The 18147-nt window shown below is 31.1% G+C and carries 20 protein-coding genes; 19 read left to right on the plus strand and 1 reads right to left on the minus strand.

The genetic code is table 11. The features are described from left to right. Positions 1–276: 276 nt before the first annotated feature. A complete protein-coding gene (locus tag C4N20_RS09205; protein WP_005979302.1) occupies positions 277–1455 on the minus strand; it encodes a replication initiation protein in 1179 nt (392 codons plus the stop codon). A gap of 300 nt (positions 1456–1755) precedes the next feature. On the opposite strand from C4N20_RS09205, the gene C4N20_RS09210 reads away from it, so the two are divergent. From C4N20_RS09210 to C4N20_RS09300, 19 genes are all read left to right on the plus strand, one after another. Continuing rightward, positions 1756–2877 (plus strand): amidohydrolase/deacetylase family metallohydrolase, encoded by a 1122-nt coding sequence (locus C4N20_RS09210; RefSeq protein WP_005979304.1) that lies wholly within the window; start codon positions 1756–1758, stop codon positions 2875–2877. Further along, entirely contained in the window at positions 2877–3242 is a 366-nt protein-coding gene (locus C4N20_RS09215; protein ID WP_005979306.1) for a hypothetical protein, read from the plus strand. Before C4N20_RS09210 ends, C4N20_RS09215 begins: the two co-directional genes overlap by 1 nt. 34 nt (positions 3243–3276) lie before the next feature. Continuing rightward, on the plus strand, positions 3277–3642 hold the full coding sequence (locus C4N20_RS09220) for an SFCGS family glycine-rich protein (protein ID WP_005979308.1): 366 nt from the start codon (positions 3277–3279) through the stop codon (positions 3640–3642). 23 nt (positions 3643–3665) lie between these two features. After that, a complete protein-coding gene (locus C4N20_RS09225; RefSeq protein WP_005979310.1) occupies positions 3666–3950 on the plus strand; it encodes a DUF4312 family protein in 285 nt (94 codons plus the stop codon). A 13-nt stretch (positions 3951–3963) separates the two neighbouring features. Next, on the plus strand, positions 3964–4683 hold the full coding sequence (locus C4N20_RS09230) for a DUF4311 domain-containing protein (RefSeq protein WP_005979312.1): 720 nt from the start codon (positions 3964–3966) through the stop codon (positions 4681–4683). A gap of 15 nt (positions 4684–4698) precedes the next feature. Then, positions 4699–5337 carry a DUF4310 family protein gene (locus tag C4N20_RS09235; protein ID WP_005979314.1) on the plus strand — a complete coding sequence of 213 codons (639 nt, stop codon included), beginning with the start codon at positions 4699–4701 and terminating at the stop codon, positions 5335–5337. A 22-nt stretch (positions 5338–5359) separates the two neighbouring features. Then, positions 5360–6463 (plus strand): DgaE family pyridoxal phosphate-dependent ammonia lyase, encoded by a 1104-nt coding sequence (locus C4N20_RS09240; protein ID WP_005979316.1) that lies wholly within the window; start codon positions 5360–5362, stop codon positions 6461–6463. Positions 6464–6476: 13 nt separating this feature from the next. After that, positions 6477–7226 (plus strand): 2-dehydro-3-deoxy-phosphogluconate aldolase, encoded by a 750-nt coding sequence (gene dagF, locus C4N20_RS09245; protein WP_005979318.1) that lies wholly within the window; start codon positions 6477–6479, stop codon positions 7224–7226. A 1-nt stretch (position 7227) separates the two neighbouring features. Continuing rightward, complete coding sequence (locus C4N20_RS09250) at positions 7228–7884, plus strand: HAD family hydrolase (protein WP_005979320.1); 657 nt, start codon at positions 7228–7230, stop codon at positions 7882–7884. Positions 7885–8052: 168 nt separating this feature from the next. Next, positions 8053–11478, plus strand: coding sequence for a DNA polymerase III subunit alpha (locus tag C4N20_RS09255; RefSeq protein WP_005979322.1), 3426 nt, complete (start codon positions 8053–8055; stop codon positions 11476–11478). A gap of 66 nt (positions 11479–11544) precedes the next feature. Continuing rightward, on the plus strand, positions 11545–11958 hold the full coding sequence (locus C4N20_RS09260) for an acetyl-CoA carboxylase biotin carboxyl carrier protein (RefSeq protein WP_005979324.1): 414 nt from the start codon (positions 11545–11547) through the stop codon (positions 11956–11958). A 39-nt stretch (positions 11959–11997) separates the two neighbouring features. Next, entirely contained in the window at positions 11998–13350 is a 1353-nt protein-coding gene (gene accC / locus C4N20_RS09265; protein WP_005979325.1) for an acetyl-CoA carboxylase biotin carboxylase subunit, read from the plus strand. Between the two features lie 62 nt (positions 13351–13412). Beyond that, the gene (locus C4N20_RS09270) at positions 13413–13793 is read left to right on the plus strand and encodes an Asp23/Gls24 family envelope stress response protein (RefSeq protein ID WP_005979326.1); all 381 of its coding nucleotides are present in this window, start codon (positions 13413–13415) and stop codon (positions 13791–13793) included. Positions 13794–13846: 53 nt separating this feature from the next. Beyond that, positions 13847–14365, plus strand: a complete 519-nt coding sequence (gene amaP, locus C4N20_RS09275) for an alkaline shock response membrane anchor protein AmaP (protein ID WP_005979329.1) — start codon at positions 13847–13849, stop codon at positions 14363–14365. A 12-nt stretch (positions 14366–14377) separates the two neighbouring features. Next, positions 14378–14602 carry a DUF2273 domain-containing protein gene (locus C4N20_RS09280; RefSeq protein ID WP_005979331.1) on the plus strand — a complete coding sequence of 75 codons (225 nt, stop codon included), beginning with the start codon at positions 14378–14380 and terminating at the stop codon, positions 14600–14602. Between the two features lie 12 nt (positions 14603–14614). After that, positions 14615–15013: a transcription antitermination factor NusB gene (gene nusB / locus C4N20_RS09285; RefSeq protein WP_005979332.1), complete on the plus strand. Its 399-nt coding sequence runs from the start codon at positions 14615–14617 to the stop codon at positions 15011–15013. A gap of 180 nt (positions 15014–15193) precedes the next feature. Next, a complete protein-coding gene (locus C4N20_RS09290; protein ID WP_005979334.1) occupies positions 15194–15898 on the plus strand; it encodes a hypothetical protein in 705 nt (234 codons plus the stop codon). A 261-nt stretch (positions 15899–16159) separates the two neighbouring features. Then, complete coding sequence (locus C4N20_RS09295) at positions 16160–16630, plus strand: thermonuclease family protein (RefSeq protein WP_005979338.1); 471 nt, start codon at positions 16160–16162, stop codon at positions 16628–16630. A 4-nt stretch (positions 16631–16634) separates the two neighbouring features. Continuing rightward, a complete protein-coding gene (locus tag C4N20_RS09300) occupies positions 16635–18134 on the plus strand; it encodes a carboxypeptidase M32 (protein WP_005979341.1) in 1500 nt (499 codons plus the stop codon). Positions 18135–18147: the final 13 nt, after the last annotated feature.

Genomic DNA, 18147 nt, shown 5'->3' on the forward strand with positions numbered 1-18147 from the left:
TAAAGTAGAAAAAATATAATTTTAGAATTCTTCCAGTAGAAAGGTTTGTTATTAATCTTGTTCATAAAACATAGAAGAATAGTTGAAGGATTACAACAGTTACACTGTTGCATCTCAGTAATTATAGCAGTTAAAATTCTAACTGCTTAATTACTGGAAACTTGCTTTGCTCAAACATACTATTTTTTACGTTTTACTTACTTCATTAATTACACAAACCTTTCTAATTTCCAAATTTCTAAAATTCAATTCAACTTTTTAATTCACTTTTTTTTATTAATTTTCAAATAAAGAAATATAGCTTATCTCGTTATCGTTATATTCAGCAAAGATTATAAAATCATTATCAAAATATTCCAGCTCTTTTCTTATTTTTAAAGATTGCAGAGACTTCAAAAATTGGGGATTTAAAGTAAGATAGTTAAACTTTAAATTTGCTAATATCTTAAATAGATCAGAGTGCAGCTGAGCTAAAGAAGTATATTTTTTCTCAATATTCTCTATACATTTAAATGTTTCAGAAAATTTTGTTATTTTATTTTTAAATCTGTTTTCTGCATAATTCAGATCAATAGCTTCTTCAAAGAAGACTTTAAAACCATTTTTAGGGTAATGAGCTATACTGTAATTTACATTTTTTATAATATAGTCATAACTTTTATCATCAAGAGACTTGAAGACTTTTGTCCAAAGGTCTTTTTTTATGTCCGAAATTGAAATTGCCCCTTCTATCTTTTCAATAATGCCATTAGCAAGAGTTGCTTTTTCCTGCTCGTTGATATCCTTTATTTCAAGAAGTAATCCAATAATTTTTGAGTTAGAAGAATCTCTATTCTTAATTTTTGTATATTCAAGATTTTTTTTAGTTACTTTGGATATTTCTTGAAATGCTGGTTTTAATATCATTTTTTCAAAATCAAAAAATCTATCATATGAATCTTCCAATCCCAGTAAATTTTTTAATTTCTGTATGGAAATCTCAATGGATTTATTCATGGAAATATTAAATTTAAGAAAGTTATATAGTGCAATTGCATAATCGTTCTGGAAAAAAAGAAGTATGTCAAAATCATTTTTTTGAAAGTAAGAATTTTTTTGGAAAATTGATCTGAACTCTTCTGTAAAAATTACCTTGATATAATTTTTTTCTATATGGTATGAAGATATAATAGAGAAAGCTCCCTTTTTTTCAATTAGTTCCAGCTTAAAAACAGTATAGATAATTATTTTTTCTGTAAGCTTCTGAAATATTTTAAGAATATTTTCCAGCTCTCCCAGCATTAAAAGCTTTTTTATTTTTAATATTGGAACAAGAATATTATTATTTAATATATCTTCTTTGTCTTTTAACAAAAAATCAAAGAGAATTTTTTCTTTTTTTGAAAAAACTTTATTAAATTTGATATCTATCTCTTTTTCACTCAAACTAATATAATCATTAAAATTTTTCTTCAAAAAAATTCCTCCTTTTTAAAATTATTTTATACGATATTTTATATTTTTTCTATTTTGCAAACGATAAATTTTAAAACTAAAAATCGTCTATAAGAAAATAATAGCATAAAAATTCAATAAAATAAATATATAGTTTAATAAACTACATAAAGAAATATAGTGTTATATGAAAAATAACGACGAAAATTGAAAATTTGACAAAGTAAAATAAAAAATGTATAACTGATATCAAGAAGATGAGGTTGATAAAAAGATTATTTGGTTCAAAATAACACATAATTTAGGGCGGTGTTTTTAGAAATGAAGACTGTTATAAAAAATGGAAGGCTTTTAGATAAGAAAAATAACTTCCATATGACAAAAGCGGATATCTTAATAGAGAATGGAGTAATAAAGAAGATTGGTGAAAACATCAATGAAGAGGCAAGCAGAATAATAGATGTGGAAAATAGCATAGTATCTCCAGGATTTATAGATATACATGTTCATTGTTATCCTTCAGAAAATACAAATGGAGTATTTCCAGATGAAATAGGAGTGAAAAAAGGAGTTACAACAATAGTTGATGCTGGAACAGCTGGTGGAGAAACAATAGAGGACTTTGTTGAAAATGTAATAAAAAAGTCTAAAACAAGAGTATATTCACTATTAAATATTTCATCTATGGGATTGAAAATAAAAAGTGAACTTAGTGATATGAAAAATATAGATAAAGAAAAAATAAAAGAAGCATTAAATAAATATCCAGATTTAATAGTAGGATTAAAAGCAAGAGCCAGTGGTTCAGTAGTAAAAGAAAATGGGATAAAGCCAATAGCTGAAGGGAAGAAAATAGCTTCAGAATTAGAAGTTCCATTAGTAGTGCATATAGGAAATACTCCTCCAAAAATAGAAGAAGTACTAGAACTATTAGGAAAAGGAGATATAGCTACTCACTGTTACAATAATAAAGTAAATGGGTTGGTAAGAGAAGGAAAAGTTATTCCTGAAGTTAGAGAAGCAATAAACCGTGGAGTGCTTTTTGATGTAGGACATGGTTCAGAAAGTTTTTCTTTGGATACAGCAGATGAAGGAATAGAAGAGGGATTTGAAGCAGATATAATAAGTACAGATATCTATTCTAAAAATATAATTACACCAGTGGGAAGTCTTGAAAATACAATGAATAAGATGATGTATCTTGGATGGTCAGTAGAGAAATGTGTGGAGAAAGTAACAAATGTTCCTGCTGAGGCGTTAAAATTAAAAGGCCTTGGAGAACTTAAAGAGGGTTATATGGGAGATCTTACTATATTTGACATAGTAGAAAATGGGAAGTTAGAATTAAAAGACAGTGTAAATAAAGTAATAACAGCAGAGAAATATATAAAAACAAAGTATGTATTTATAAAAGATGAATTAATTAAAAAGGAGGATATTTAGTGAAAGATTTATTGAAAAATGTTCAAACAAGATTAAAAATGACAGATGAGGAGTTTGAAATGTATCTTCCAGATGCTGAACATGCAACTAAAGTATTAGCAGAGGAAAAAATAGAATTTCTTCCAGATTTTAAACTTGTATTTTATGCACATATGGTAAGCTTGGCAAAGAGATTAAAAGAAGATATTGGATTAGATTGTGGAGATGACTGTCCAGAAGATGAAGTAGAAAGAGAAGCGATAGAGGTTTCAGAAAAAATAATTATGCCTTTGGCAGAAAAATATAAAAGAGATTTAGATAGAATGGAAATAGTTCTAGCAGCTATTCAATTACAATTGGCAATGGAGATGCAACAAGAAAATTAATTAATGATATAATATACTTTAGGAGGTAAAGAAGATGGAAAAAGAAATCGTAGTAGTAATAGCACACAGACTAGGGAAAGGTCAAAATGTAGCAAAGGGAGTGGAAGCAGCTGGAGGAAAAGCAATAGTTGTACCTGGTATGGCAGCAGATATGAAGCTTGGAGATGTAATGAAGGAAAATAATGCAACATTTGGAATTTCTTTCTGTGGAAGTGGAGGAGCTGGAGCGATAATGGCTCAAACAAAATATGGATATAAAGCAACTTCTCATTTAAGATCAGTAGAAGCAGGAGTTACAGCTATTAAACAAGGATATCAAGTGGTAGGATTTGGTTTCTTAGATACAGAAGAATTAGGAAGAAGATTAGTAGAAGAATATAAAAGAGTAAATGGTTTATAGAATAAAATAGGAGGCATAAAATTATGAAAGAGGCAAAGTTACAGAAAGAAGTAAAAACTTTGATTATAAAGGGATCTGGAAAAACAAAGGAGGAAGCTCTGGGGAAAGTCTTTGCTCTATTCAGAAAGAAAGTTCAGGATGAAACAGATGGAGTTATAGTGAAATTAGAACCTTTAGAAACATACCTGATTAATATAAAGGAAGAAAAGAAAATAGAAAAATTTCTTGAACTTTTTATGCCAAGAGAAAAAACTACTTATTTTATTGAAATGGAAATTGAGTATGAAATCAAGTATATAAAACTCTAAGAGGGAGGAAAATATGATAGTTATAGTTATAAAATCATTAATTATTGGATTTATAGGGGGAGCAGCAGTAGCAGCAGGGGCAGCTAGAATGTTTCACACACCTAATTCACAATCAATGGGAGCATTTCGTACACTAGGAGAACTTAATGCATGTCAAGGAGACCCAATGGCACATTTCTCATTTGGTTTAGGTTTTCTATTTAATGCAGCAGCAGCAGTAATGGCAGCAGGAGCACTTACTCAGGATGTTTTCCATAGAATAGTTCCTAACTTTGCAGCAGCAAGTTTGCTAATAAAGAATAAAAATGTAGAAGAGACAATGCATGATCCATTAAAAATGGGAATAATGGGAGGATTTATAGGAGCTATAGTAGTAACTTTTTTAAATACTGTTGCCTCTCTTATACCAACAGCGTTATCTCAAATAGCTAAAGAAATATTATCTCCAGCAGCAGCTTTAATGATTAATCCAGTAATGCCGATAGTATTCTGGCTAGCAGCTTTAGATGCAGGTAAGATAACTGGAGTATGGGCAACAGTTCTAGGTGGAATGGCTCATATGATCATGGGAAATGCTGTTCCAGGAATAGTTTTAGGTATCCTTATAGGACAAACGATTGATGAAAATGGATATAATAAGTCTGTAAAAGTAATGGGAGCAATAGTAATAGTTTTATTTATAGTAATTGCTTATTTTAGAGGATTCTTTGCAAAACTTGGATTATTTATGTAAACTGGAGGGATAATTATGGAAAATAAAAAAAGTAATTTTTTACTAGCAGATATGTCATTTCCAATATTAGTAGGAATGGCATGTGCAGCAATATTTGCAGGAACTCATATGTTTGTTGTTCATGGTGTAGGAGCTTTTAATGAAATATTTACTGTAAAACTTTTGGAACAAGGGATAACTAGTGGGGATTATGCAGCAGCAGCAGGATATGCAGCTGGATTTCTTATTGCCAGAGTATTGGAAGGACCATTGGTAGGATTGCTAGATATTGGAGGATCTCTAATGACTGGAGTAGGAATTGGGATACCTGCTATGTTATTAGCTTCTGGAATAGAAAGTCCTGTAAAAAGTTTTCCTTTAGCTTTATTGGTAGGATTAGTAATAGGATTAATTATAGGAATTATTATTATCGCTATTAGAAAAGCTGTTCCAGATGGAATGTCAGCTGGTGGTACAGGAATAATGATGGGAGCTGGAAATGCTACTGGAAGATTCCTTGGTCCTCTTATCATATTATCTGCTATTCAATATAATATTCCAGCAGGAGTAGGGTCATTTTTAGGAGCAGCTCTTTTCTATAAATTTGACAGACATATAGCAGGAGGAGCAATAATAGGAGCTATGCTTATTGGAGGATTAGCTTTACTTTTCTAAATGACATGGAGATGAAATAGTTATGAATATATATGAAAAAATAGGATTGAAAAGAGTTATCAACGGAAGTGGAAAGATGACAGCTCTAGGAGTATCAAAAATAAGTGATACTGTAGCTGAAACAATGAAAGAAGCAGGACAGAATTTTGTAGTCATTGATGATCTTATTGATAAAGTGGGAGAGATGATATCTGAAGTTACAGGAGGAGAAGATACTTGTGTTACATCTAGTGCTTCAGCAGCAATTGCTCTTTCAGTAGCAGGATTGATAACAGGAAAAAGTCTTACTTTAATAGAAAGACTTCCAGACACAACTGGATTAAAAAATAAAGTTGTCCTTCAAAAAGGGCATGCTGTAAACTATGGAGCTCCAATCACTACAATGATAAGATTGGGTGGAGGAATACCAGTAGAAGCAGGATGCAGCAATGAAGTAAAACCAGAACATGTAGAAGAGGCAATAGATGAAAATACAATAGCTCTTCTGTATGTAAAATCACATCATGCAGTACAAAAGGGAATGCTTTCTATAGAAGAAATGTCAGAGATAGCTAAAAAACATTCTCTTCCATTAATAATAGACGCAGCAGCTGAAGAGGATATACATAGATATCTTAAATTAGGTGGGGACCTTGTAATATATTCTGGAGCAAAGGCATTGTGTGGACCAGCTTCTGGATTTGTTACAGGGAAAAAACAATACATAGATGCAATAAAAATGCAGTATAAAGGTATTGGAAGAGCTATGAAAATAGGAAAAGTATGTATGATGGGGCTGATGAAAGCTGTAGAAGAATATTCAAAAAGAGATGAAAAAGCTGTTGTAGATGAACAGATGAGATTGGCAGGTCTTTTGATGGAAGAATTAAAAGATGAACCAAAAGTAGAAACATCTATAGTGCAGGATGAAGCTGGAAGAGAGATATATAGAGTACAGATAAAATTAAATGAGAAACTTACTAATATGTCAGGAAAAGATTTCATGAAACATTTAAGAGAAGGAGAAGCAGAAATTCATGTGAGAAAGCATTATGCTAATCTTGGAATTGTAAATGTAGATATGAGAGCTCTTACAGAAAGTGATATTAAATTTATAGGTGCAAGAATAAAAGAGATTTTAAAATAATCAGGAGGAACAAATGCAGACAAAGATCAAATTTTATAAAGATAGAGTAGCAGTAAACTTTTTAGCTAAAGATAAGAAAAATGGAGCAGATGTATTTAATGCTATAGATGGATATACAGCTATTGGAGTATTGTCAAAACAATTTGATACAGTAGAAGAGGGAATTGAATATGTAAAAGATTACATGAAAGATGTACCAGTTGTATCAGTAGGACTTGGAGCAGGGGATCCAGCTCAATTCCAAAAAGCAGCTTTAATAGCAGCAGCAACTGATCCAGGACATGTAAATCAGGTATTTACAGGAGCAGCATATGCAGCAGGAGCATTAAAAGCAATGAAAGCAGAAAACACAGCAGTGAATGTCTTGATGAGCCCAACAGGAATAGTAGGAAAAGTAAAAATCTCAACTGGAGAGTTAAGTGCAAAAGAAGAGCCAGCAATAGTTGATGTAGATACAGCAATGGCAATGGTATTAGATATGAGAGCTCAGGGGATAAAATATTTTCCAATGGGGGGACTAAAATCAAAAGATGAATTAAAAGCAGTGGCAGAAGCATGTGCAAGACATGGAGTGCCAATGATGGAACCATCAGGTGGAGTAGATTTAAGCAACTTTAAAGAGATTACTAAAATATGTCTGGATGCAGGGGTAGAAAAAGTTATGCCTCATATCTATGGAGCGGTAATAGATAAAGAGAGCGGAAATACAAAAATTGAAGATGTAAAAGCAGTGTACCAAATGGTTAAGGAACTTCTTGATTAATATGGAAGAGACAAAACTGGTAATCTTTGATATGGATGGACTGCTTTTAGATACAGAGAGACTTTCCAATATTGCCTGGATAGAAGCAGGAGAAAATATGGAAATAGATATTACCCATGATATTTTAAGAAGAATAAAGGGTAGTAATTTAAAAAATACAGTAAGTGTTTTAATGAGTTTTTTAGATGAAGAGAAATATAAAAAACTTATTGAAGAGAAAAAAAGAATACAAGTAAGAGTTGAAGAAGAAGAAGGGATAAGGTTAAAAAAGGGAGTATTAGAATTATTGACTTTTTTAAAGGAAAAGAAAATAAAAACAGCAGTGGCAACATCTACTGGAAGAGAGCTGGCAACAAGAGAATTACAAGATACAGGTATATATGAATATTTTGATGGATTTGTTTTTGGGGACGAAGTGAAGAATGGGAAGCCAAATCCAGAAATATTTTTAACAGCTTGTGAGAAGTTTTATGTTACTCCAGAAAATGCAGTTGTTCTTGAGGATTCTGTATTGGGATTGAAAGCAGCCGTTTCTGGTGGTATAAAATGTATAGTGGTAGAAGATACTGTACAGCTTACTGATGAGGAAAACAGACTGCCATATAGAAAGTGTGAAAGTTTGTTGGAAGTGAGAGATTTCTTTAAAGAAGTAATATAAATGGGGAAAGAAAAGAGAGGCAGTTGATTTCAATATCAACTGCCTTCTTTGATTCAGTTTCAATGACAAAATATAGTTTTAGATACAATTTAAGGAAAAACTAGTAAAATTTGTGGTATAATATATCATTGAGGAAAAATAAACTCTAAAAGAGGAGGAGATATTTTTATGATAAAAAACTTTGTGCATCTGCATCTTCATACTGAGTACAGCCTCCTTGATGGAGTAGGGAAAATAGATGATTATTTAGACAGAGCAAAAGTTCTTGGGATGCAGGCAATAGCTATAACAGATCATGGAAATCTTTTTGGAGTGCTGGAGCTTTACAAAAAGGCAATGAAAAAAGGAATAAAACCTGTAATTGGTCTGGAAGCTTATGTATCAGAATTTTCTATGCTTGAAAAAGATGGAAGAATATTTCATCTGGTGCTTCTTGCTGAAAATAATAAAGGGTATCAGAATCTTCTTAAAATAAGTTCTGAAAGTTATATAAAGGGATTTTATTATAAGCCGAGAATTGACAAGGAGTTTTTAAAAAATCATAGTGAAGGTATAATAGCACTTTCAGCATGTATGCAGGGAGAGATTCCAAGAAGAATACTGGATAATGAGAGTGAAGAAAAAGTAGATGAAATAGTAAATGAATATGTAGATATTTTTGGAAAAGATAATTTTTATATAGAAGTACAGGCAAATGGAGTAAAAGGGCAGACAGCTCTCAATGAAAAACTTTATGATCTGGCTCAAAAACATCAGTTGAAAATGATAGCAACAAATGATACACATTATGTAAATGAAGGGGAGCATACACTTCAGGATATTCTTATATGTGTTCAGACAGGAGCAAAGGTGTCTGATGAAAAGAGAATGAGGATAGAGACTGATGAACTTTTTCTTAAAAGCAGAGAACAGATAATAGATGGACTGGGAGCAAAATATCTGGAAGCGGTGAATAATACTGTTGAAATAGCTGAAAGATGTAATGTAGATATAGAGTTTGGTAAATTTAAGTTTCCAGATTATAAAATACCATCTTGTGCAAAAAGTATAGAAGAATTTTTAAGAAAACTCGTATATTTTGGACTTTCAAAGAGATATCCTCAGGGATTAACAGTAACAGTTTTAGAAAGAGTGGAATATGAGCTTTCAGTTATAGAAAAAATGGGATATGCTGCCTACTTTGTAGTTGTATGGGATTTTATAGACTATGCCAAAAGGAACAGAATACCAATAGGACCTGGAAGAGGATCAGCAGCAGGAAGTCTGGTAGCTTATGCTTTGAGAATAACAGAACTAGATCCGTTGAGTTATAATCTGATCTTTGAGAGATTTTTGAATCCTGAAAGAATATCTATGCCAGATATAGATATAGATATATGTCAGGAGAGAAGGCAGGAAGTAATAGAATATGTTATCAGAAAATATGGAGAAGATAAAGTAGCGCAGATTATAACATTTGGAACAATGAAAGCAAGAGCTGCAATAAGAGATGTAGGAAGGGTTATGGATACATCTCTTTCTAAGATAGACAGTGTTGCCAAGCTAGTTCCATTTAATGCAACTATACAGCAGACTTTAAATAATGTAGAAGAATTTAAAAATATGTATCTCAATGATCCTGAGATACAAAAAGTAATTGATATATCAGCAAGACTGGAAAATAAAGTAAGGCATGCTTCTGTCCATGCTGCTGGAATAGTTATAACCAAAGATCCTTTAACAGATACAGTTCCATTGTATAGTGATAACAAAAATAAAATAGTTTCTACACAATATCAGATGAAAGAACTGGAAGATCTTGGATTATTGAAAATGGACTTCCTTGGACTGAGAAATCTTACTAATCTTCAAAGGGCAATAGATTATATAAAAGAAGATTTAGGAGAGGATATAGAATTATCAGAGATACCTCTTAATTCCAAGAAAGTATATGAAATGCTTTCAAGAGGAGACACATCTGGAGTATTCCAGCTGGAATCTCAGGGAATAAGAAAGATATTGTTGAAATTAAAACCAGATAGATTTGAAGATATAATAGCCTTGTTGGCTCTATACAGACCAGGACCTTTAGGTTCGGGGATGGTAGATGATTTTATAAATGGAAAAAATGGAATATCAGAAATAATTTATCCACATCCATCTCTTGAACTTACATTGAAAGAAACTTATGGGGTAATACTCTATCAGGAACAGGTAATGAAAATAGCTAATATAATGGCAAATTATTCATTGGGAGAAGCAGATCTGTTAAGAAGAGCCATGGGGAAAAAGAATGTTCAGATTATGGAAGAAAACAGAGAAAAATTTGTTGAAAGATCTATGGAGAATGGATACACAAAAGAAAAAGCAATAGAGATGTTTGAGTTAATAGATAAGTTTGCTGGATATGGTTTTAATAAGTCTCACTCAGCAGCCTATGCTCTTATAGCTTACTGGACAGCATACTTTAAGGCTTATTATATGAAGCATTATTATGCTTCACTTATGACTTCAGAAATGAGCCATGTGGAAGACATAGCTTTTTATATGGAAGATGCTAAAGCTCATAATATGAAATTGCATCTCCCAGATGTAAATAGAGCAAGCTCGAAATTTAGAGTGGATAAAGAAGGGATAATATTTTCTCTTGCAGCAATAAAAAATGTAGGAGAAGGGGTATCAGCAAAAATACTTGAAGAGTGTAATGAAAATGGAGATTATAAAAACTTTGAAGACTTTGTAGTTCGTACAAGAAAACATGGCTTAAATAAGAAAGCGTTGGAATCTCTTATATTGGCAGGTGCACTGGACAGTCTTCCAGGGAACAGAAAGCAAAAATTTGAATCAGTAGACAAGATACTGGATTATGCAACAAGAAAAATAAAAGAAGATGAAATACAACAGATGAATCTTTTTGGAGAAGCTAAATCTTCTCTTGGAGTTTTTACTCTTCCACAGGTACCTGAATATTCTCTAGAAGAGCTTTTGGCAAGGGAAAAAGAATATCTTGGATTCTATTTCAGTGCTCATCCTTTGGATAATTACAGAAGGCTGATAGAGGTGTACAGACTTTCTAAAATATCAGAACTAAAAGAACTGAAAGAGGAAAAAAGTGTGCAGATTTTCAGAACATGTGGTATACTTAGAGAGATAAAAAAAATAGTTACAAAAAAAACCGGACAAATAATGTGCTTGTTTGAATTAGAGGACTACTATGAAAAAATAAATTGTGTGGTTTTCCCAAAAGATTATGCAGAAAATGCTCATATATTTATGGAAGGAAAAACTGTATATATAGAAGGAACTATTCAGACAGATTATTTCAAAGGGGCAGAGACTAAAAAGCTGATTGTTAGAAATATAAAATTTTTAGATGATATAGTGAGGGATAAGAGACTTACAGCTTATATACTTTTGAAAGAGGAAGATAGAGATAAATTCAGCAGGTTGAAGAAAATAATTCTTTCTTACCCTGGAGATACAAAGCTGAGCTTTGCAATAAAAACAAAAACAGCTAAGGAAATAAGAGCTACGAAATATAAAATAGCTCCTTCAAGATTGTTTATAGATGAAATCATAGATTTGATCGGAATAGATAAGCTCACTATAAAATAACATATGTAATTTTTGTTGAAATAAAAGTCTTGTAGTGGTAAAATATAAAAAAATGAGGAGGTTTTTATGAGGGGAGATATAAAGGCAGTTGAAGAATTGATGAAAGTTCTGCATGAGCAGAAACTTACAGAGATATCATATGAGGATTCTAATTTTAAAGTTACAATTAAAGGACCCCTTACTGCATCAGTAAAAAAAGAAACAGTAAAAGAAACGAAAGTTATAGAAAATAAAGAAGCAGTAAACTATAAAGAGGTGCTGTCTGATCATATAGGAAGATATTTCTACATGAAAAAGAATGGAGAACCTGTAATAGAAGTGGGGCAGAAAATAAAAGCTGGACAGGAAATCGGATATATTTCAACTGTTGGAGTAAATACTACTATTGCTTCTAATTACTCTGGAACTATAGAGGAAATATATATCGAAAATGGTAATCCAGTAGATTATGGAAGACCACTATTAAAGATCAAAATTTAATAATCTGAAATGATTTGGATTACCAGGAGGAAAGAAAATATGTTTAAAAAAATACTTATCGCTAATAGAGGAGAGATAGCAGTCAGAATCATAAGAGCAGCAAAAGAACTGGGAATAAAAACAGTTGCTGTATATTCAGAGGCTGATAAAGAAAGTCTTCATGTGACTCTTGCAGATGAGGCTGTATGTATAGGAGGAATATCAAGTTCAGAATCATATCTGAAGATACCAAACATAATAGCAGCAGCAGAGATCACAGGTGCAGATGCTATCCATCCAGGTTATGGATTCCTTTCTGAAAATGCAAGATTTGGAAAAATATGTGAAATGCATAATCTAACTTTCATTGGACCGAGACCTGAATGTATAATAAAAATGGGAGATAAGGCAACTGCTAGAGCAACTGCTATAGAAAATGGGGTTCCTATAACTAATGGAACTGGAATAATCAAAAGTATTGCAGAAGCTAAAAAAGAAGTAAATGAAAGAATAACATACCCTGTAATGATCAAAGCCACTGCTGGTGGTGGAGGAAAAGGTATGAGAATTGCCAGAAATGATGAAGAATTAGCTGCAAATATAGTAGCTGCTCAAAATGAAGCAGAATCTGCATTTGGAAATCCAGATGTATATATAGAAAAATTTGTAGAAGATCCTAGACACATAGAAATTCAGATAATGGGAGATAAGCATGGAAATGTTATCTATTTAGGTGAAAGAGACTGTTCTATTCAAAGAAGACATCAGAAGCTTATAGAAGAAGCTCCATCTTTTTCATTACCTTATAATATCAGAAAAGCTATGGGAGAGGCAGCTGTAACTCTTGCTAAAGCTATAAATTATGACTCAGCAGGAACTTTGGAATTTCTTGTTGATAAAAATAATGATTTCTTCTTTATGGAAATGAATACAAGAGTGCAGGTAGAACATACTGTAACTGAAATGGTAACAGGTGTAGATATCATAAAACTTCAAATAAAAGTGGCAGCTGGAGAAAAATTAAACATAGCTCAAGATGACGTTATATTATATGGACACGCTATTGAATGCAGAATTAATGCTGAAGATCCAGAAAATGATTTTCTTCCATCACCAGGAGTACTTACAAAATATATAGTTCCTGGAGGAAATGGAATAAGAGTAGATTCACATTCGTATCAAGGATATGAAATCAGTCCTTATTATGATTCAATGATAGGGAAATTAATAGCTTTTGGAATAAACAGAGAGGAAGCTATTGCAAAAATGAAAAGAGCCCTGAGCGAATATATAATTGAAGGAATAGATACTACTATTCCGTTTCATTTAGAAGTTTTCAACAATGAATTATATCTTGAAGGAAAAACTTCAACTAACTTCATAGAAGAGAATTTTTCTAAAAAAAATAATTAAGTGTAGTTTTTTTCAGTAAAATTAGATATAATAGTGTTACATAATACATGGAGGTGTTTTCAATGAATGAATTAGGAAATATAAGAATAGCTGATGATGTAGTGAAAACAATAGCTGCGAAAGCCGCAGGAGATGTAGAAGGTGTTTACAAACTTGCTGGTGGAGTAGTAGATGAAGTTAGTAAAATGTTGGGGAAAAAAAGACCAACTAATGGTGTTAAAGTAGAAGTCGGAGAAAAAGAGTGCAGCATCGAAGTATTTGTAATCGTAGAATTTGGATATCCAATTTCAGAAGTAGCTCACGAAATTCAAAAATCTGTATTAAAAGCAGTATCTGAATTAAGTGGACTAAAAGTTGTTGAAGTGAATGTATATGTTCAAGATGTAAAAATCAGAACAGAAGGTACTTCTGAAGAAGAGGAAGATACAGAAGAAGGATTATAATATAAAGAGGCGTCTCAAAGCGCCTCTAAACTTTTATTAAAGGTGGTATTATTATGACTAATAAATTTCTTTTTTTTCTGGGGTGGATAGGAATATTTATACTATCAATCACTGGAATAGTATGTATTGTAATGCCGGATTTTATTGTAAAATTTAATCCATTGGATTCGACAAAAACTAATGTTGCTATTGTTGTTATATGTGTAGCGTACTTTCTGCTTTGTATCTTAAAGCTTTTCTCTATGTTTGAAAAAACTGGGGACTATGAAATAAAAACAGAAAATGGGAAAGTAACTATATCAGCAGCTTCTGTTACAAATTTTGTAAAAGAAATGCTTTCTAGAGATAAAGATGTAGAAGGAGTTAAAGTTTTTACAGGAAAAAGAGGAAGAAAATTCTTTGTAAAAATAAAACTTGATATGCTTACAGATGGAAATATTGCTGAAAAGACTGCTTCTATTCAAGATGGATTGAGAAAAAGATTAGCTGATAAGATGGGACTGGAAGTTGATACTGTAGAAGTACAAATTTCTAAACTGTCAATAAAATCTCAAGATACTTCAGAAGAATAGAGGTGATCATATATGTTAGCTGAAATGCTTGAAAAGTTGTTAGTGTCCCTTGTAAATAACTGGAAAAAATATCTAGGATGTTTTATAGGATTTGTTTTAGGGATTCTCCTTGTAGAATATGGTCTGCCTAAAACGGTTTTTATAATAGTTCTAAGTATTGTAGGATATAAAATGGGAGATACAACACTTATAAAAAAATTAAAAAAATTTATATTAGAGAAAATAAAAGAGGATTAGAAAGGAAATTTAATGAGTAGAAGATTAGCGAGGGAAGAGTTATTTAAATTAGTATTTGAAGGAGAAATAAAAGAGGAAAATACTAAGGATATATTGGAAAGTTATTTGAAGAGAGAAGAAGTTCTTCAAAATGAAAATGAGATAACTTTTATTAAAAAATATATGAATGGAATAGCTGAAAATAATGATAGGATCTTAAAAACAATAGAAGAAAAGATAACAGGATGGAGCTTTGAAAGAATAGGTAATGTAGAAAAAGCTCTTTTAAAAATTTCTGTTTATGAGATCTTATGTGAAGACACACCTCACGAAATAGTTATAAATGAAGCAGTAGAGCTTGCAAAAATGTATGGAGATGAAAAAACATCTGAATTCATAAATGGAGTTCTAGCTAAGGTAGTTAATAGCTAAATACTGGAAATGAAATCAAGACAGCCGTTTTTACGGCTGTTTTTTTTATCTAAATATAAATGAGGAACAGAGGCTGTTGAACCAAGAGTAGTCATAAAAGCAACTCTTGGTTGATAGAATGATATATTATAATATGGTAAAATCATAAAAGATGAGCAAAATGATATAGAAAGGGGAAATATGATAGAACTAGAAAAGCACCCAGTTGAAACAGAAGCTGGGGATCAATTTAGAGAATGTATTATAATGACAGCTTTAAAAAATTCGAGATTAAAAATGAGAGAGCTTTTAGAAATGAGTCGGGAAATAGGCTTTTTAATAGATGAACCTCAACATGAAGATTACTTTGATCCTTTTGCTATTATGTTGGCAGAACTATTTACAGAGTATCAAGAATATGGAAGATTTCCTAATTGGACATATAATATGGATGATGTCAAAGAATTTGTTATAGATAAGGAGGCTAAAGATTTTCTTTTACAGACTCTTGATGATATTTATAATGAAAGTAAAATAGAAGGAAGAGAAAGAGAAATTTGTATTCAATGGCAGAAAACAGAAATGACAGAAATATGGAAAAGACATTTAGAATCTTTGATATCTTCATTAAGAAAGTCTATTCCTTATAAAGAAACAGAAGAGGAAATAATTGAAAGAAAAAAGAAAGAAGAAAAAGAAAATAAATCTGGAAAGGGAATAATTTTATTTTTTGTATTGATGTTTGGAATTATATTAGCAATGGGGGTCTATATATTATTCAACTCAATATTACTTTTAAAAACAGGAAAAATTTTACAAGGGACAGTAGCGTTATTGTTTTCTGTAATAACTTTATTTTTTTCAGGAAAATTATTTTTAGGATTTTTTAAGGGTTTGTTTAAATAAGAAAGAATAATAATACAGGGGGAGAAAGATGGTTAAAAATGTACACATAGGAAGAATTTATAGAAAAAAGATAAAATCCAGAATAAAAATAATTACTATCCTAGTAATAGTATTAGGAGCAATAGTATTATATTGCAGATATAAATAAATTTTATAAAATAAAAGGTTGAAAGAATAAATTATCATTACTATTAAAATATTTTAAAATAAAGTATAATATATTCAAAGTAGTTTTATGATTAATAGAAAAGAGGGATATAAATGAGAAAAATAATGTTTGCAATATTCATATTTTCTTTGAGTATAATAGCTGTAGCTGTCAGTGGAAAAGTAATCAGAGTATCTGATGGAGATACTATTTTAATTCAGTCTGGAAGTCAAAAGATAAGAGTAAGAATGTATGGAATAGATGCTCCTGAATTAAAACAGAAATATGGAGAGGAATCTAAAAAATATTTAGAAAAAAGAATAATGGATAAAAATGTTGATATAAAAGTAATAAATCAAGATCAATATGGAAGAAAAGTAGGAAAAGTATTTTATAAAAATAAAGATATAAATTTAGAAATGTTGGAAACAGGAAATGCATGGTTTTATGAGTATCATGCTAAACATGAAAAAGATTATAGAAAAGCGTTTAAAAATGCTAAGGAACAAAAATTAGGATTATGGAAGGATAAAAATCCACAAAATCCTAGAAACTTTAGATTAGATCATAGAAGAGAGGGCTAGAAACATGAAAAAAGAAGTGAAAAGATTTAGAGAACTGATTAAAGAGAAAAAACTTATTGATTCATCGCTGGGAATACTACAATGGGACTTGGAGACAACTACTCCAAGAAAAGGAAAGGAGCTCCTTTCTGAAATGGTAGGATACCTAAGTATGAAAAGTTATGATATAGTTACTTCAGAAGAGTTCTTGAACCTTGTAAAATTTTTAAAAGCAAATGAGAAGGAATTGGATGATATTCAAAGAAAAGAAATAGATGATATGGCAGAAGAGATAGAAAAGATAAGTAAAATACCTCCTCATGAATATCAGGAATATTCAGAATTGGCTGCTAAAACCCAAGGAGTATGGGAAGAGGCAAAAGCTAAAAATGATTTTAGTATGTTTAAAGAAAATTTAAAAAAGATATTTGAATTTAATATAAAATTTGCAGAATATCAAGGAAAGAAAGACAAAAAAATATATGATATAATTTTAGATGAATATGAAAAAGGAATGGATACAGAAAAATTAGATGAATTTTTTAGTGCATTGAGGGGAGAAATAGTCCCTCTTCTAAAAAAGATAATGGAAAAAAATAAAAATAGTAAAATATCTTGTATAAATAGAACAGTAAATATTGATGAGCAGAAAAAATTTAATAGATTTTTGAGTGAATATTTGGGATTTGATTTTAACAGAGGAGTAACAGCTGAAAGTGAACATCCTTTTACACTGAATTTGGATAAGAATGATGTAAGGCTGACTACTAAATATATAGAGAATGCACCTTTCTCTTCAATATTCAGTACTATTCATGAAACAGGACATGGAATATATGAACAGCAAGTGGGAGATGACTTGCAGGGAACTACTTTAGCTACTGGGGGTTCTATGGGATTACATGAATCTCAGTCAAGATTTTATGAAAATATGATAGGAAGAAGCATGAGTTTCTGGAAAGGAATATATGATAAGAATATAGATGTATTTCCAGTTCTTAAAGAGATAAATATAGATGAACTTTATAGAGAAATAAATAGAGTAGAACCTTCTTTTATAAGAACAGAGGCAGATGAACTTACATATTCACTTCATATAATGATAAGATATGAAATAGAAAAAGGAATAATCAATGGAGAAATAGAAATCGATGATCTTCCAGAAGTATGGAATAAAAAGATGGAGGAATATCTGGGAGTAGTACCAGAGACAGATAGAGATGGAGTATTGCAGGATGTTCACTGGGCATGCGGACTTATAGGATATTTTCCATCTTATGCACTTGGAAATGTATACGCAGCTCAACTATATAATACTATGAAAAAGGATATGGATGTAAATTCTCATCTTGAAAATGGTAAGCTGGATAGAATAAAAGGATGGCTGAGAGACAGAATACATATTTATGGAAAATTGAGAGAAACAGCTGAACTTATTCAAGAGATAACAGGAGAGGAACTTGAACCAAAATACTATATAGAATATTTAAAAGAAAAGTATTCAAAAATATATGATCTTGATTAAACAACAGGAGGGG

The sequence above is a fragment of the Fusobacterium ulcerans genome (genome assembly GCF_003019675.1).
GTDB classification, from domain to species: domain Bacteria; phylum Fusobacteriota; class Fusobacteriia; order Fusobacteriales; family Fusobacteriaceae; genus Fusobacterium_A; species Fusobacterium_A ulcerans.

Excerpts from the sequence above, each read along its gene's own strand:
- C4N20_RS09210 (WP_005979304.1), top strand. The coding sequence starts at position 1,756 with ATGAAGACTGTTATAAAAAATGGAAGGCTTTTAGATAAGAAAAATAAC.
- C4N20_RS09270 (WP_005979326.1), top strand. The coding sequence starts at position 13,413 with ATGAATGAATTAGGAAATATAAGAATAGCTGATGATGTAGTGAAAACA.
- C4N20_RS09290 (WP_005979334.1), top strand. The coding sequence starts at position 15,194 with ATGATAGAACTAGAAAAGCACCCAGTTGAAACAGAAGCTGGGGATCAA.
- C4N20_RS09235 (WP_005979314.1), top strand. The coding sequence starts at position 4,699 with ATGGAAAATAAAAAAAGTAATTTTTTACTAGCAGATATGTCATTTCCA.
- C4N20_RS09300 (WP_005979341.1), top strand. The coding sequence starts at position 16,635 with ATGAAAAAAGAAGTGAAAAGATTTAGAGAACTGATTAAAGAGAAAAAA.
- amaP (WP_005979329.1), top strand. The coding sequence starts at position 13,847 with ATGACTAATAAATTTCTTTTTTTTCTGGGGTGGATAGGAATATTTATA.
- C4N20_RS09220 (WP_005979308.1), top strand. The coding sequence starts at position 3,277 with ATGGAAAAAGAAATCGTAGTAGTAATAGCACACAGACTAGGGAAAGGT.
- C4N20_RS09250 (WP_005979320.1), top strand. The coding sequence starts at position 7,228 with ATGGAAGAGACAAAACTGGTAATCTTTGATATGGATGGACTGCTTTTA.
- nusB (WP_005979332.1), top strand. The coding sequence starts at position 14,615 with ATGAGTAGAAGATTAGCGAGGGAAGAGTTATTTAAATTAGTATTTGAA.
- C4N20_RS09255 (WP_005979322.1), top strand. The coding sequence starts at position 8,053 with ATGATAAAAAACTTTGTGCATCTGCATCTTCATACTGAGTACAGCCTC.
- dagF (WP_005979318.1), top strand. The coding sequence starts at position 6,477 with ATGCAGACAAAGATCAAATTTTATAAAGATAGAGTAGCAGTAAACTTT.
- C4N20_RS09260 (WP_005979324.1), top strand. The coding sequence starts at position 11,545 with ATGAGGGGAGATATAAAGGCAGTTGAAGAATTGATGAAAGTTCTGCAT.
- C4N20_RS09295 (WP_005979338.1), top strand. The coding sequence starts at position 16,160 with ATGAGAAAAATAATGTTTGCAATATTCATATTTTCTTTGAGTATAATA.
- accC (WP_005979325.1), top strand. The coding sequence starts at position 11,998 with ATGTTTAAAAAAATACTTATCGCTAATAGAGGAGAGATAGCAGTCAGA.
- C4N20_RS09225 (WP_005979310.1), top strand. The coding sequence starts at position 3,666 with ATGAAAGAGGCAAAGTTACAGAAAGAAGTAAAAACTTTGATTATAAAG.
- C4N20_RS09240 (WP_005979316.1), top strand. The coding sequence starts at position 5,360 with ATGAATATATATGAAAAAATAGGATTGAAAAGAGTTATCAACGGAAGT.
- C4N20_RS09230 (WP_005979312.1), top strand. The coding sequence starts at position 3,964 with ATGATAGTTATAGTTATAAAATCATTAATTATTGGATTTATAGGGGGA.
- C4N20_RS09280 (WP_005979331.1), top strand. The coding sequence starts at position 14,378 with ATGTTAGCTGAAATGCTTGAAAAGTTGTTAGTGTCCCTTGTAAATAAC.